Annotated in this window: 12 protein-coding genes; 2 read left to right on the top strand and 10 right to left on the bottom strand. The window is 53.7% G+C overall.

Translation table 11 applies throughout. The features are described from left to right. Nucleotides 1–5 precede the first annotated feature (5 nt). From C4520_19620 to C4520_19640, 5 genes are read right to left on the bottom strand one after another with little or no spacing between them, the layout of a single operon-like run. Nucleotides 6–1,235, bottom strand: a complete 1,230-nt coding sequence (locus tag C4520_19620) for an FtsX-like permease family protein (protein ID RJP15988.1) — start codon at nt 1,233–1,235, stop codon at nt 6–8. Between the two features lie 6 nt (nt 1,236–1,241). After that, a complete protein-coding gene (locus C4520_19625; GenBank protein ID RJP15989.1) occupies nt 1,242–1,919 on the bottom strand; it encodes an ABC transporter ATP-binding protein in 678 nt (225 codons plus the stop codon). Further along, nucleotides 1,900–3,426, bottom strand: a complete 1,527-nt coding sequence (locus tag C4520_19630; protein ID RJP15990.1) for an efflux RND transporter periplasmic adaptor subunit — start codon at nt 3,424–3,426, stop codon at nt 1,900–1,902. The genes C4520_19625 and C4520_19630 overlap by 20 nt, the downstream gene beginning before the upstream one ends. Then, complete coding sequence (locus tag C4520_19635) at nt 3,426–5,063, bottom strand: TolC family protein (GenBank protein ID RJP15991.1); 1,638 nt, start codon at nt 5,061–5,063, stop codon at nt 3,426–3,428. The genes C4520_19630 and C4520_19635 overlap by 1 nt, the downstream gene beginning before the upstream one ends. Continuing rightward, nucleotides 5,024–6,265: a hypothetical protein gene (locus tag C4520_19640; protein ID RJP15992.1), complete on the bottom strand. Its 1,242-nt coding sequence runs from the start codon at nt 6,263–6,265 to the stop codon at nt 5,024–5,026. Before C4520_19640 ends, C4520_19635 begins: the two co-directional genes overlap by 40 nt. Nucleotides 6,266–7,192: 927 nt before the next feature. Between C4520_19640 and C4520_19645 the strand changes: the two genes are divergently transcribed. Next, on the top strand, nt 7,193–8,512 hold the full coding sequence (locus tag C4520_19645) for a YihY/virulence factor BrkB family protein (GenBank protein ID RJP15999.1): 1,320 nt from the start codon (nt 7,193–7,195) through the stop codon (nt 8,510–8,512). Nucleotides 8,513–9,093: 581 nt separating this feature from the next. Here C4520_19645 and C4520_19650 read toward each other — a convergent pair. After that, complete coding sequence (locus C4520_19650) at nt 9,094–10,143, bottom strand: phosphatase PAP2 family protein (GenBank protein ID RJP15993.1); 1,050 nt, start codon at nt 10,141–10,143, stop codon at nt 9,094–9,096. 7 nt (nt 10,144–10,150) lie between these two features. Here C4520_19650 and C4520_19655 point away from each other — a divergent pair, with 7 nt between their 5' ends. Then, nucleotides 10,151–10,471, top strand: a complete 321-nt coding sequence (locus C4520_19655) for a hypothetical protein (GenBank protein ID RJP15994.1) — start codon at nt 10,151–10,153, stop codon at nt 10,469–10,471. Nucleotides 10,472–10,690: 219 nt separating this feature from the next. Here C4520_19655 and C4520_19660 read toward each other — a convergent pair whose 3' ends face one another. The 4 genes from C4520_19660 to C4520_19675 all read right to left on the bottom strand — a co-directional run bounded on the left by C4520_19660 (nt 10,691) and on the right by C4520_19675 (nt 13,875). Beyond that, entirely contained in the window at nt 10,691–10,927 is a 237-nt protein-coding gene (locus C4520_19660) for a hypothetical protein (GenBank protein RJP15995.1), read from the bottom strand. 177 nt (nt 10,928–11,104) lie between these two features. Continuing rightward, the gene (locus C4520_19665; protein ID RJP15996.1) at nt 11,105–13,285 is read right to left on the bottom strand and encodes a DUF2075 domain-containing protein; all 2,181 of its coding nucleotides are present in this window, start codon (nt 13,283–13,285) and stop codon (nt 11,105–11,107) included. Beyond that, the gene (locus C4520_19670) at nt 13,170–13,418 is read right to left on the bottom strand and encodes an XRE family transcriptional regulator (protein RJP15997.1); all 249 of its coding nucleotides are present in this window, start codon (nt 13,416–13,418) and stop codon (nt 13,170–13,172) included. Before C4520_19670 ends, C4520_19665 begins: the two co-directional genes overlap by 116 nt. A gap of 181 nt (nt 13,419–13,599) precedes the next feature. Then, entirely contained in the window at nt 13,600–13,875 is a 276-nt protein-coding gene (locus C4520_19675) for an XRE family transcriptional regulator (GenBank protein RJP15998.1), read from the bottom strand. Between the last annotated feature and the right edge of the window lie 230 nt (nt 13,876–14,105).

Raw genomic sequence — 14,105 nt, forward strand, 5'->3', positions numbered from 1 at the left:
CCAGATTATTCAAATCTCAATGCAGCGACCGGATCCATTCGGGCCGCCCTCACTGCCGGATACATGCCCGAACAAATGCCGACGAAGACCGCGGTCAATAACGAAAGGGTCACGGCCCATCCGGATATGACAGTTTCCCATCCAATAAGCCTTGCTATTTGCCCGGATGCAACGATGCCGCAGCATATTCCGATGGCGCCTCCGAGAGATGTGAGCATCGCCGCCTCGAACAGGAACTGCAGGAATATATGGGTCTGATTCGCGCCGACGGCCCGGCGAATGCCGATTTCTCTCGTTCTTTCAGATACGGTGGCAAGCATGATATTCATGATCCCGATTCCGCCGACCACCAGCGAAATTGCGGCGATGCAGCCAAGGACGGCATTATACACCCGGTGCGTTCTTCTTGCCTGATTCAGAAGCTCCTGCGGCACTATCATGTGGAAGTCCTCCAGGCCGCGATGGTTTTCGTCAACAATTCTCTTCAGCAGTTTCGCACTCAGGAGCACGTCGGAACCGGGTTTGACCTGTGCAATAATTTCTGAAACTTCCGGTTCGACAGATTGGGAGGATACGAGCGCCTTCTCGGTCCCGAGCGGAATTATGATCAATCTATTGACGTTTCGTGCCGCTATCGACTGGCTCTTGCGAGTGTTCCAATCTCGCTTGCCCAGGATTCCGACAATCTTGAACATTGTGTTTTCTATCCGCAGGCTCTGTCCAACGCGTCCGGCGGAACCCAGGCTCTCGAGGACGTCCCACCCGATGCAACAGCAGAGGGTGCTCTTATCGACATCCTCGAGGCAGATGAATCGGCCTTCGGATACGGAAAGCCCCATTATCTTCTGGTAAGCACCGGTCGTTGATATTATCTCGGGATTGAACCCCATTCTTGCATTCGCCATGGCGGCCTTCACCTGGAGGAGCGGCGCAACGTTTTCCGCTTCGGTCACCCGTGCCTGAATCCTCTCGAGATCACCCTTGCTTAATCCACCCGCATGAACCTGTTTTCCTGATGTTCCCGCCCCGGCAGGCTCGAGACTTCTCAAGATGACGTTGTTCTTGCCGAGCTGCTCGATGAGCGCCAGGGCTTCCCGCTTCGAACCTTCTCCGATGGAAACCATTGCAATGATTGCGGTCACCCCAAAAATAATGCCGAGCGTGCTCAGGAACGTCCTGAATCTGTGCTGGCGGAGCGAAACCATGCCGTCTCTGATAATGCCGAGCGTCTTCATATTCAATCAATCCGGCTGGATTGCGCCGTCGCGAATGTGGATGATCCTCTGGGCGCATTCGGCCAATTGCCGATCATGAGTCACCAGAACCACCGTCATGCCCTGCGCATTCAGTTGGAGAAACAAGGACATGATGTCTCTCCCGGTGCCGAAGTCCAGGTTTCCAGTAGGCTCATCCGCCAGCACGATCACAGGATCAATCGCTATCGCCCTCGCGATGGCGACTCTCTGTAATTCTCCACCCGAGAGTTCTGAAGGACGATGCTGAATCCTGCCCGCGAGCCCCACCTTCTCTATCGCACTGACGACCCGACGATCGGTCAGCCCTTCGTCGTCATCCCTGTAGAGAAATGGCAATCTCACGTTTTCCAACACATTGAATCCATGGATCAAGTTGAATGTCTGAAACACGAACCCGATCTCATTGGCGCGGATACGAGAAAGCTGCTTGTCCGAGAGATTCGAGACGTCCCTGCCGCCGAACCGATACACGCCGGAACTCGGCCGGTCCAGGCATCCGATTATGTGCATCAGCGTAGACTTGCCCGAGCCCGACGGCCCCATAATTGCCACGAATTCCCCTCGATGAATCCGCATGCTTACGCCGCGCAATGCTTCGACGCATAGTTGCCCGTTCTGAAAGACTTTCTTAATAGATTCGGTTTCAGCCAACAGCTCTGCCATGTCTGCATCTGATTTGGGGACCGCTTCCGACCTTCATGATTGTCGACTTCCGGCTCTGCATCTGATCGGAACGAGGTTCTATGAGACAAATTTTCTCGCCCTCAGACAGGCCTTCTTTCACTTCCGCGAAGTCCTCCTTTTGAGCGCCCACGATCACTTCCCTCAGCTCGTAGCCATTCCCGTGAACGACATAGCAACACTTGCGGCCTTCCTTTTCGAATATCGCATTTATCGGGATGGCGAGAACATCCCTGACACTGTCGGACACGATTCTCACGCTTGCGGTCATGCCCGGGCGCAACCGCGCGTCTTGTTCCTGTATCGCGATCGTTACCTGAAAATACTTTTCGGCAGTTTTCACCTCAGCCTTTTCCTCGGCCAGCACTCCGATGGAATGAACCGCTCCCTTGAGTCGAGTCTCAGGATACGCATCGACGGAAACCGTCGCGGGAAGTCCGCTTCTCAGTTTATGTAAATCCACTTCGCGCACCTTCGTATTCACCAGCATCTCGGAGATGTCGGGCAGATACACAAGCGGCTGATTCTGCCACACGGTGTCTCCCACCTGAGCTCTTCTTCTTTCACCCCTGAAGTACGTTTCGCGGATGATGGCAAGGCCGGGTGTGGGCGCCGTTATCACGGTCTTGGCGAGCTGATCTTGCGCCGCCGCGAGCGAGGTCGCGGCCAACTCAACCTCTCGCTTCGCCCGGTCCAGCTCGGCTGACGCCTTGGCGACGCTGATCGCCATTGATTTCTTCGTCTGTTCCAGATCCGATTTCGCCCTCTCGACTTTGGCTCTCGCCATTTCAATTTTTGCGGGAAGCAGGTACTCTTTGAAAGCATCGAGTTTTCTTTCCGCAATTTCAAATGTTTCCCTGGCCTCGTCTATCTTTTTTTTCGCTTGCTCGGTCTCGGCGGGATTACTGAAGCCCTGCTTCTCCAATTCCTCCAGGTCAGCGAGGTAGCCGGATTTCTCAAGGTATTCGCTTTGCGCTTTTTTAGCATCGTTCTCCAGTTGGGCAAGTTCGAGTGGACCATCCCCTTTTTCTGTCTTCTCGAGCTCCATCTTTGACACTTCAAATTCGTATTGCGCCGTTTTGACCTCTCGAACGGCTTGATTCTGTTCCCATTCGAAACTCTGCTCAAGCGCTATCACATTGGCCTTGCACACTTCAAGCTTTTCGGAGCAGGCATCCACGTCTTTTTCAAAGAGGGTCGGGTCCAGGCGAATCAGGACGTCTCCTTTCTCGACTCGTGTGCCGTTTTCGATGATTGAGATGATCTTGCCTGAATCTCCTTTGACCTCGGAGCTGACCGTAATGGAATATGCAGCTTCAAGATGGCCAACCAGTTGAACGCTCACGTCGAACGATTTCCTCATTACGACCGCAAAGATCATCTCATCTCCGGCGAGTCGGTGTCGGTATACACCGGCGCTCAAGAATCCAATCAGCATCACGGGGACGATCGCAAGGGTTACATAAAGCATTCTTTTCTTTTCGTTCATCACAGCCCCGCTGGTTGCTCCAGGAGAGTCCCGATTGATTCCCTGAAGGCGTAGGTCCCGACGATATAGTCGATGACGACGGAAACGAGATTTGTCTGCGCCCTCCGCAACTCCTCTTCCGCCTCGATCAGGTCAAAGTTGTTCGCCATACCGTGCTTGAATTTCACCTGGGCCAGCTTGAGCTTGCCTTCGGATTGTTTTATCTGTTGTTTCTGGATCTCGATTCTTTGTTCGGCTTTGATCAGGGTGCGCAACGAACTTTTCACGTCGCGAACCACCTCGTCGCGTGTAAGGACCATGTCTCTGTAGGCCGCCTGAACCTCGATCAGGCTCTGTTCATATGCGGCGCGCTCCGCGGTGCGGGCGAGATCCGTCGTGCTCGTGAGATTGATTCCCCAGAAATATTTATCCAGTTGCAGGCTCTCTTCAAATACGGCGCTCTCTTGAAACGGAGAAAAGGACAAGACCACGTTGAGCTCCGGAAGTATCCCGTGTTTCGCCACCCTGGATCGCCGCTCCACATTCATTACCGTATCCCACGCCTGCTTGAGTTCCACGCGGTTTCGGAGCGCAATCTCGATCGCTTCTTCTTCTTTCATGCGGACGATGCTGTAGTCCAGGGGCGCGGAGACATCGATGTCTTCCTCAATGGGAAGGGCAAGGATGAGTCTCAGATTATCGAGTGCATCCTGGTAAGCTTCCTGGGCGGTGGCCAGGCTATCTTCGGATTGTTTCATCTGTATTTCGGCACGATACACATCGATCGGAGTGGCCAGTCCGAATTTCTCCTTGACTCGAGCGGCCTGAGCATGGCCTTTCAGCCGCGAAACGGATTCCAGATTCAGCCGCACGAATTCACGCTGGCCTATCACAGAATATACGGCTCCAACCGTTGAGATCACGGTACCTGCGCGCGTCAGGTATAACGATCTTTCTGATGAACGCTCACCGAACTCCGATTCCCGCACGAGCGCCAGATTGAATTCGCGGCCCGCCCCCCTCAGGAGCGGTTGTATAAGGAAGGAATCGACGCTGCTCCTATAAACGTCATCGTCTCTCTCCACGTTCGGGCGAACTGCCAAGACTGTCCCGATGGGAAGTTTCTTCTCGATCGAAATTCCAGCCCCGAGAAGCTCTCCGTCGTCCTCGTCATCGCCGCCCGTGACTCCCGCCACGGCGTCTGGAAAGAGCTTGAGTTCAAACTCCGACTCAGCCGAAACGATCGATAGCCGGGCGCTCTCCAGCCTGTCCCTGGCGTCCAGGATGCTCCTGTTCGCCTCAAGCGCGCGGTTGATCGCATCTTCCAGCGTCAGCACAAGGACAGGATCGGCTGCGGCGGTATCTTGAGAACGCGCATGAGAGCCCGGCTCTTCCTGGATGGAACCGGGGCCTTCACCCGGCGGGCTTGAGAGGGGTGGGCCCCCAGCTTGGGTTGCATCGGTTTGAGGCGGAGCATTGTCCGGTTGTTGGATTTCTGCGGGAGTTGTAAAAGCGCCCGCCGGCAGGATCATTCCCAGAACGAACAAGACACAGAGCGCCGCAAGAGTGCAGCCGCGTCTGCATCTCGTTGCCGCAATCAGACTCGAGGACAAGCCTTTCACTCCACGTGATATGTCACTACCGCGTCCCAATGCCATTCTGATCCGACACCCTCCGATATCACCCGGATGGTAACGATCGTCGACGATCCGGGCGCGCTTCCGGTAATAGTCGTCGGCGTTCCAATCAGATCGCCGGTATCAGCAATCGGGCTGCCCTCATAGATGACTTGAAATCGGTCCGGGACAGTCATGGGATTGCAGTCCAGGCTTACATCTACGCGGGTAACTGTGCGTTCCCCTATTTCGGGAGAGCCATCGATTTCCGTGTCCGTTGGTGTAACAGGAAAAACTCCGCTTCTGCTCGCCGTTACCGTCACGGTCTGAGGAGCAGCCGGCGAACTGCCGCCGCCCCCGCCTCCACCTGCAGCGGCCGCCGCAATGGCGGCTCCCGCCACAGCCGCGCCTCCCACCGCCGCCTGGCCGGGCGAAACCTGGAACCCGCCGCCCATGCCGCTCCTGAGCAATCCGAATTTTGCCTGGTAAATAGCCCATTGCGCCAGAAAAGCACCGGATATGGCCGTAGGCTTTGCGGGCGGTCTATTGGGCGTTACCTCGGTCATGTAATTTTTCTTGACGCGGACGGGGCCCTCCATCATCTCGCGCGTGCGCACATCCACGCTTCCGTCCACAACGGCGACCGTTGTTTTTTCGGGGCCGGCCTGAACAGTGAAGATCGTTCCGCGAACTCCGGTTACCGCCGCGGGGGTGGCGACATGGAATTTCGAGTCCTTTGTTCTCAATTTGCCGACGTCGGTCCATATCTGGCCCCGGTCGAGATTCACTTTTACCTTAATATCTTTCTTTGGTGACTGCTGTAATTTGTTGAGACCTACGTTGCTTTCCGGCTCTACTGCCATGATCGCCTGGTTCCCGAGCAGAGCGATCGCTTTCGAGTCGGAGCCGGTTCGGACCGAGTCTCCCTCATTCAGAACAGTCCCTTTTTGCACGGGCGTCCACTGCTCTCCACCCTTCGGAAGCACATCCACCGCGCCCGTCACCTCGACGACGGTACCCGTGGTCGCGGCCATTTGACTCCTCGATACCGCCTTTACTTCATCTTTTTTGATAAAGGAGGTCCCTTTATCGGTTTCTACTGCTATGAACTGCTCGGTTTCCTCAGTTATCTCTCCCTTTACGACGTCTCCGTTTTTGAGCTCAACCTCATCGGCAAGTGATGTTGCCGAAAAGAAGAAAAGAATGACAGGAATGAAGACAAGTGAAATGATTTTGCGGTTCATGTGAGCTTATCCTCCCGATTAAACAATTGCGCCTGCGAATAAGCTAAATGACTGACACTGACAGCAGCCCCTTCTTCTGTTGGTTTCCCCCTTTCGGGAAGGGCATACTTCTCATGATGGAGAGGTTGAATCTGCCAGGGACGAGGTGCTGGAGTCTCTGGAAGACCCGCGTGATAGGCCGGGGTGATTATATCACGGAAATTTGGATTTGTCACGAAAGTGTCGGACCGACAGAACGATTTTCAGAAGCGTTCTTGTGACGCCGACTACAGAGCCTGCTTCTGGAATGTCCGCGCTCGCCCGGTAACCAGGTGGAAATTCCGATTGTAACCCTCGATGCCTCAACCGATTCCGCTCACTTTACCTGCAGGTGAATAGCGGCCGCCAGCGCCTTCGCCGGATTCGATAGTCTGAAAACATAAGATACACTGCTTTTCGACGGGGTACGCCCTCATCAAACCTTTCGAACATCATGGCGCGGCGGAGCCGCAACCAACCTCTTGGACCACGAATTACGAATTCTTGGAACCGCCGATGAACGACGACTACAACGCCGATTGTTCCCACCCACGCGATCTCATTCCCACCGCAGGAGCGGGTTTCGAACCCGCCCGTTGTGCCGCCGACCCCACCTTTTTTTGTCATCCTGACCCCGCGCCTCGCGGAATGGACTGTAGACTGTGGACTGTCTTACTATAGACTGTTTTTAAAAATCCAATCACCAAGACACAAAGGCGCGAAGAAAGAGTGGTGGAACCGTCAATAGACGCCGATGTCCTTTCCATTGTCATTCTGAGCGAAGCGAAGAATCTCCTCTCCTCTCTCGTCCGAAATTTAACATCGGCTCGATTTGACTTCCCCAGGAACGGAAAGGTAACATGGGGTAATTACAGGCCGCATCATCTTTCCGAACGGGGAGACACTCCGATGAAGGGCGTACTCACCTTTCTCAGCGAGGATATCTGGCGAATTCCATTGAAGGAGCAGCCGGCGCGCAGATCCTGGTGGATCAAGGCTCTGCGGGTGATCGTCTTGTCGGTCAAGGGATTCGACCGGGACAGATGCACGCTGCGGGCATCGGCCCTCACTTTTTACACGCTGCTTTCGATCGTCCCGATCATGGCGATGGCCTTCGGAATCGCGAAGGGCTTCGGATTCGACCACATCCTTGAAGAAAGAATCAGGGAACAGCTTCAGGAACATGAAGAGGTCGTCTCCCAGATCATCACGTTTGCCCGCAATATGCTCGACAACACGAAGGGCGGTCTGGTCGCGGGCATCGGCGTGATCTTCCTTTTCTGGACGATCATCAAGGTGCTGGGAAACATGGAGCGCTCCTTCAACGAGATTTGGGGCATCAAGAAGCATCGAACCATGGCGCGCAAGTTCAGCGATTATCTCTCGTTCATGCTGGTCGCGCCGATCATGTTCATTGTGGCCGGAAGCATGACCGTAGCGGTCACCAGCCGCATAAGCGACATCCTGACAACACACGACTATCTCGCATTCGTTTCCGGACCAGTCCTGCTTCTGCTCAAAATCCTTCCGTTCGCGGTGCTGTGGGGATTGTTCGCGTTCATCTATATGTTTCTGCCAAACGGCAAGGTGAACACGCGGTCGGCTTTGCTTGCCGGAATCCTGGCGGGCAGCGTCTATCAGATCGTGCAGTGGGCGTACATCACGTTCCAGATAGGGATCAACAGCTACAACGCCATCTATGGGAGCTTTGCCGCGTTGCCTCTGTTCCTGATCTGGCTGCAGATGAGCTGGTTGATTCTGCTGTATGGAGCGGAACTGTCGTTCGCGCATCAGAACGTGGCGACCTACGAGTTCGAACAGGATTGCCAGAAGGTGAGTCCCGCGTTCAGAAGATTGGTCACGCTCGCGGTCGCGCATCTGTGCGTGAGCGATTTCCGAAAGGGCGAGCCGCCGCCATCCGCCGGCGAGATTGCCGACAGGCTGGGGACTCCGGTTCGAATGGTCAACCAGGCGGTTTACGACCTCGTACAGGCCGGGATTCTCTCAGAAGTTGGCGGAAACGAGACGAAGGATGTCGTTTATCAGCCCGCCCTCGATATTCACAGCCTCAGTGTCCGGGAGGTAATCAACCGCCTCGAAAACATCGGGATCGACGCTCTGCCGCTCGCGAAGTCGGAGGCCGTCGAAAAAATCAGCGCATCCCTCGACGGCTCCCGCGACGCCTCCACCGCATCCGTTCCGAAAAACGTGCTCCTCAAAGACCTCTGAACGACAAGAGCAGGAGTTCTCAGGTCCGCTGATTACGCTGGTTTTCGACGATTATAAGAGAGGCTTTTCTTGACCACGAACTATCAGATAAATTGCCGAAACCACGGATTAACGCGGGTTTTCACGGATTGTAGGGGCACGGCATGCCGTGCCCGAAAAACCATTATCCGCAGACGCCCACCTCCACTTTATCCGCAGATTCCGCTGATTTACTCAGATTGAAGACAAGACTAATTTCACCACGTATTGGCGCGAATTAGACGAATTCTTGAAACCGTCGATACACGCCGACAAACTCTCCGTTCGTCAACCTTGAACCTGGAACCCCGGATCGGGTCCGGGGCATGCTTTGAACCTTGAACTAATCTTTTCACCACGGATTGACACGGATTCACACGAATTGGAGGGAACCGCCGCTGAACGTCGATACACGCGGGTGTAGGGGCACGGCAAGCCGTGCCCGAAAAACTATTATCCGCAGACGCCGTCCTGGACTCGATCCGGGATGACGCTGATTTTCTCAGATTGAAGACAAAGACTAATTCCACCACGAATTCGCGCGAGACGCAGAAGACTATGGGTCATTCTTTGATTTTTGGAGTCGTCCCGGCGAGGCCGAGTCTGACGAACAGGAAGGGCGCGAGCAGCACGCCCGCGAGAGCCGCCATCGCATAGCGCACGTATCGCAAGATGTTTCCGAGGATAGAGGAATCGCTCGCCGCCAGTCCGAAAACCGTATCGAGCAGGAGCAGCGTGCCGATCACTAGGACCACGGAGAGCGCGTACCGAAGCGTCTTGCTCACAATGCAGCCGCTTCGAGGATCGAAGCGAACCCATTTTGCCTCGAGCGGATAGCCGAGCACGATTCCCGCCAGGAATCCGAGGTAGCTCACGAATGGAAGCGGCTGTCCGAGAGCGCTCGACGCGTAGAGCGGCCGCGTGCCGAGCCAGACGAGTGCGCTTGCCGCAACAACGATCAGGAGCTGGTGCTGCAACGTGTGCCTGTTCCACAGCCCGCGGATGTCGCCGACAAATCTTATCGCGAACAGAGCGATCGGGACTCCCAAAATCCAACCCAGAACGATATCCTCAATGTAATGGACGCCAAGGTAGGGACGCGAGATGCCGGTGAGAATGAGCGTTGCGATCGCAGCGGTCCTGACGTATCGGCTGTTCACGCTGCCGTACAGGTACGAATAGAAACAAGACCCTGCCATGGCATGACCGGACGGGGTGGAATACTCCGGCGCAAGCTCGTGGGCATTCGCCGTTGATACCGCCCACTTCTCCATGTATGTCCCTTCCCGGATGAACGGTCGCGGGTTCGCGATGATGGTCTTCAGCACATGGTTCAGCGACATCGCGAGCAGAACCAGCGCCGACAGTCGGAACGCCAGTTTCTTGTCGTAGGCGACGTGGATAAGCGAGATCACGAGTATGTAGCCCTCGACCTCGCCGAGGAAACTGAAGAGCTGGAGCAGCGCGGTCATGGCGCCCGTTCGATGTTCGAACAGGAACTGGATCAGATCGAGGCGAAACGAACATTCGGGCATGCTGTCTCTCCGGCGGATGATGGTTGAGCGCTGCAAGGCGGCGTCGGTCTGGCTGTCGTGACAGGCGTGCGGCAGCATTCTATCTGTGCTGATTGTCTCTGTCAAGCGCGCAGCAGGCAAACAGGCGTCGCCTGTGGAAAACCGGAGAAACAGCGACAAGAATGAAACCACGGGGATCAGGAGACCCTGGGAAAGGAAAAGCCCAACCACCAAGACACAACGGCACAAAGAAGATGTTCTCCCGCTGAAAGGTGAAAAGAACCCACAGGAGGGAACGGAGGGAACGGAGGAATCTTCTTTTGATCTGGAACCTTCAACCCGAAACCTGGAACCCGAAACCTTCGCTGGCAACCACCAAGACAAAGCACGAAGAAAGAGTGGTGGAACCGCCAATGTCCGCCGATGAACGCCGATGTAGGGGCATCCCGCGCCTCGCGGGAACGTGCCGTTAGCAGAATTGGAAAAACGGGATTCAGGCCAGGGATTGGAAAGGCGGGCTTCCGGCGGTGGGCGTTGGGCTAAGATTCTCTTGAACAGGAGGAACCGGAGGTAACAGAGATGTGAAATGAAGAATGGGGAGTCGATGTCTTCCTCTGTTTTCTCCGGTGCTCCGTTGACTTCCTCCTTAAAAACCTAGTTCTCCGTCTTCGATGTCAAGCGCTAAGGATATCGCAAGCGCGTTCCGGAGCATGAAGGAGCCGTAGCTTTTTGCCAGATGTAGCAAGTGTTCAGCGGCTCGTGGAGTCCAGTCTCCCTCTTGAACGAGCACATCTTCAAGCGCTTCTTTTGAAACAGTCTCAGTGTCCCCCAAAAGCGCCCGGTACTCATCAACAAGGGAGCTTACGTCCTCAATTGTGTTCATTGATAAGCCTCCTCAGTCCTATAGAATACTCTTGACTCAGCCATTGGAATGATACATCGACTATTCGAAAAGTTCAAATGATCGATCGCGGGCCGCCAATATGATCAGACTGTCTCGAAAAATATGAAGTTGATGTTTTCCGGCTTATGGAAGGTACGATGGAAGGCTTGAAAGGTCCTACTCGAGTTCGGATATTTCTAAATTGGGCACTCCGGCTGCTTTGATGAGGTCATAGACGCGATTGAACCTGTGCGGATCTCTTGTGGGATCGGATTCATCTCCCGGAGGTACCCAAATCACCATTCCGCACCTTGCCCTCGTAAGAAGCACCCGATATCGATTACGAATATATTCCTGTTCGACAGCTTGTCGGCACCTTTGCCACTTGGACCCTCTGAAGTTACGATACTCCCACTCCTCACCGGTTTCATCTGGTGTCAGGTCTCCACCCCAACAAACGCCCACCCAATCAAGTTCGAGTCCTTGGCACTCGAATTCGGAGGCAGCTACTTCAAGCTGGAAACTGGAGCGGATGTCATCCGGTCCAGCCAAATACCATTTTTCGAAGGGATAGTCAGAGCGGAAATTCGAAGATGCTTCAAGGCCGTACGCACGCAGGCGCTGATCTTCAGAGGTACTGATAAGACCGCAACGTAAATTTCTATCTGAAAAAGTCCGCAACCTTAGCCAGCGTCGTGCATCCTCCAAATCACGAGTAACAACAACAGGAAATTCGCGAGTATCTGGAAGTTTTTCGAACGTTCTGATGGTATCAAGTTCTAGAAGGGCATTCACCCATTCTGCGATAAGTTGGGCACGGTGACTGCGGACACTAACACTTAAGTGAAAGAGTGGCTCTGCAACAACTTCCATATTTAAAGCCGTCTGATCATCAAATAGTCGATGATCGGCCACGCTGGCTCCTCCTGATAACGCCTCTGGCGACGCGACTACTGACCATTTCTTTTGCGAAGATAGCAGGGCTCGTCCCCATTCTTCAAGTCCGGCCTCGCCCAAATATATCTCCTGCCCTCCGCCAACTAAAGCTATGATAACGGCCCAATCAGAAAAACGTTCCATCACTTCAAGTAATTGGGCAGGTTCGGAAATATCCAAAGATCGTTTCCGCCTCATCTGCTTCCGATCCCATGCGCGCTGAGCCTCGTCAAAAATCACCACGTGCTCGTGTGGCACGGCGTCAGGATTTTCATGGTGATGGCTCAGGAAGGTATGCACGTTTTGTATGAAGATCTCCACTTCATATTTGCACTCGCGGCGTTTGTGCCCTTGTCTCATCTGGTTCTGAACGATGGCTTCACGGATAATTTTAACGAGTGGTCCGTTTCCAGAAAGAAAGATGCCTGAAGGCCCTTGTTTAGAGCGAATTGCGGGATCATGGACGACGTTCAACCCTGTCAAAGTCTTGCCGGCTCCGGGCACACCAGTAACGAAACAGATGGTATGTTTTCGCTGCGCCTTGGAGCCTGCAATTATGTTCATTAGCATATCTGTCGTCTTGTCGAGATTTTCCGCATAGCTATGCGAAATTTCACGAACATCCTGACGGTCATAAAGTCTCTCTGCGGCTTCGATAACAGTCAACGTTGGCCGATAAGCAGAATTCAGCCATTCATCTGCTTGAATGGGCATTTCTTGCTTTCGTTGGAATGCATCAAAGCATCTCTTTAGACAAGCTCCTAATTTTTCTGAATTAGTTGTTTGAAGATTCGCAACTGAATCTGAAAGCAGAAAATTTTGCATCGCATCTGGAAGCTTGGCGTCGGCTGCACAAAGAATCGGGATAATACGACGGCTTGCGCTCTCGGCGTGAAAATCTCTCAAGTTCAGGGCATAGTCTTCTGCTTGCCAGCGGGAGGAAGCTTCAAAAGATGTCGCGGCAAATTTGAATTCTAAGACCATTACGATATCATGAGCTAGGAATATGACATCTGGTCTCTTCTGCCTCCTTGGAATTTCGTATTCAAGAATGATATGCCAGAGCCCAACCCGAGGGTCTTCGCAGACAAGAAGCCGAAGCTGGGTTTTCAGGACATCAACTTCTTCTGCCCACACCCGTATTTGTCGGCTTTGCTGACTTTCAAATCCGCTATTTGCGATCGCAGTGACGAGTCTACCGACAATATGATCTTTATCGGTTGTGAGAAATTCTCTCACTGAGGATGCGAATCCGGCCGCCATGGCTAAGCACCTTCGGAAGTCAGTTGGTCTGGCACAAAAATCATTATTGCTGTCGGGTGTCTTCTTCAAGTTTTCTGAAGAAGCTAAAGAGCGAAATCTCAAGCGCCTTTGCGATTTCGAGAAATTCCACCACGTCAAGCCTTCGTTCGCCTCGCTCATATTTCGAGACGAAGGATTGCGGGCGCGACAACTTTTCCGCCACCTCCTTTTGAGTAAGTCCGGATTTTTTCCGCGCCTCAATCAGGAGCTTGCGGAACTTGTTGTATTTGTTTGTGAAAGGAGATTTTTGCATGGTTGAATATAAACCTAGAATGGGATAAAACCCAAAACAGGTTATCTATAGAGGCGGGTCATTGATTTCCCTGGTGGATACGAGGTTTGCTTCCGAGGGGGCTCAGGTAGCTCAAGAATTGGTTCTAAGAAGTAAGCCGCTATGTCCCAAGAGAAAAAGCCGATCTACAATCGCACGTCTTTTATTTCTTTCGCGAACGTATTCGGGTATCGTTCTTCAGAATCTGTTCCGCCTTCGAAAGAATTGCGGCGGGTGTGATTTTTAATGCTTTTGCTATGTGGAGCAGGCTTAGTACGGTAACGTTTTTCTCTCCGCGCTCCACGCTGCCGATATAGGTGCGATGTAAATCGGCTTTTTCGGCGAGGCCTTCCTGGCTCAAGTTAGCTGCGGTGCGGAGGACGCGAATTGCCAAACCTACCGCCATAAGATATTTTTGGTCACGAGGTAATCTTCGCATGCTACTTAAAAGTAGCAGCGAGTGGGGCGTTTTTCTACAGACTAGAAATAGCGACGACAGAAGAGCCTGTTACGAGTTCCAACCAGGTTACAAGTTGAAGTGGGGCCGCGTATTCTGGATTCACAGGCGAAACGCCTGTGCTAGTGCGCCTGCAAGCAGGCGCGACCAGAGAGGTGAAAGTCCTCTTCGGAAGATGTCCACTTCCGTTAGCCGAAGGTAACTGCGTCGCC

The organism is Candidatus Abyssobacteria bacterium SURF_5, from assembly GCA_003598085.1.
Taxonomy (GTDB): Bacteria; Abyssobacteria; SURF-5; order SURF-5; family SURF-5; genus SURF-5.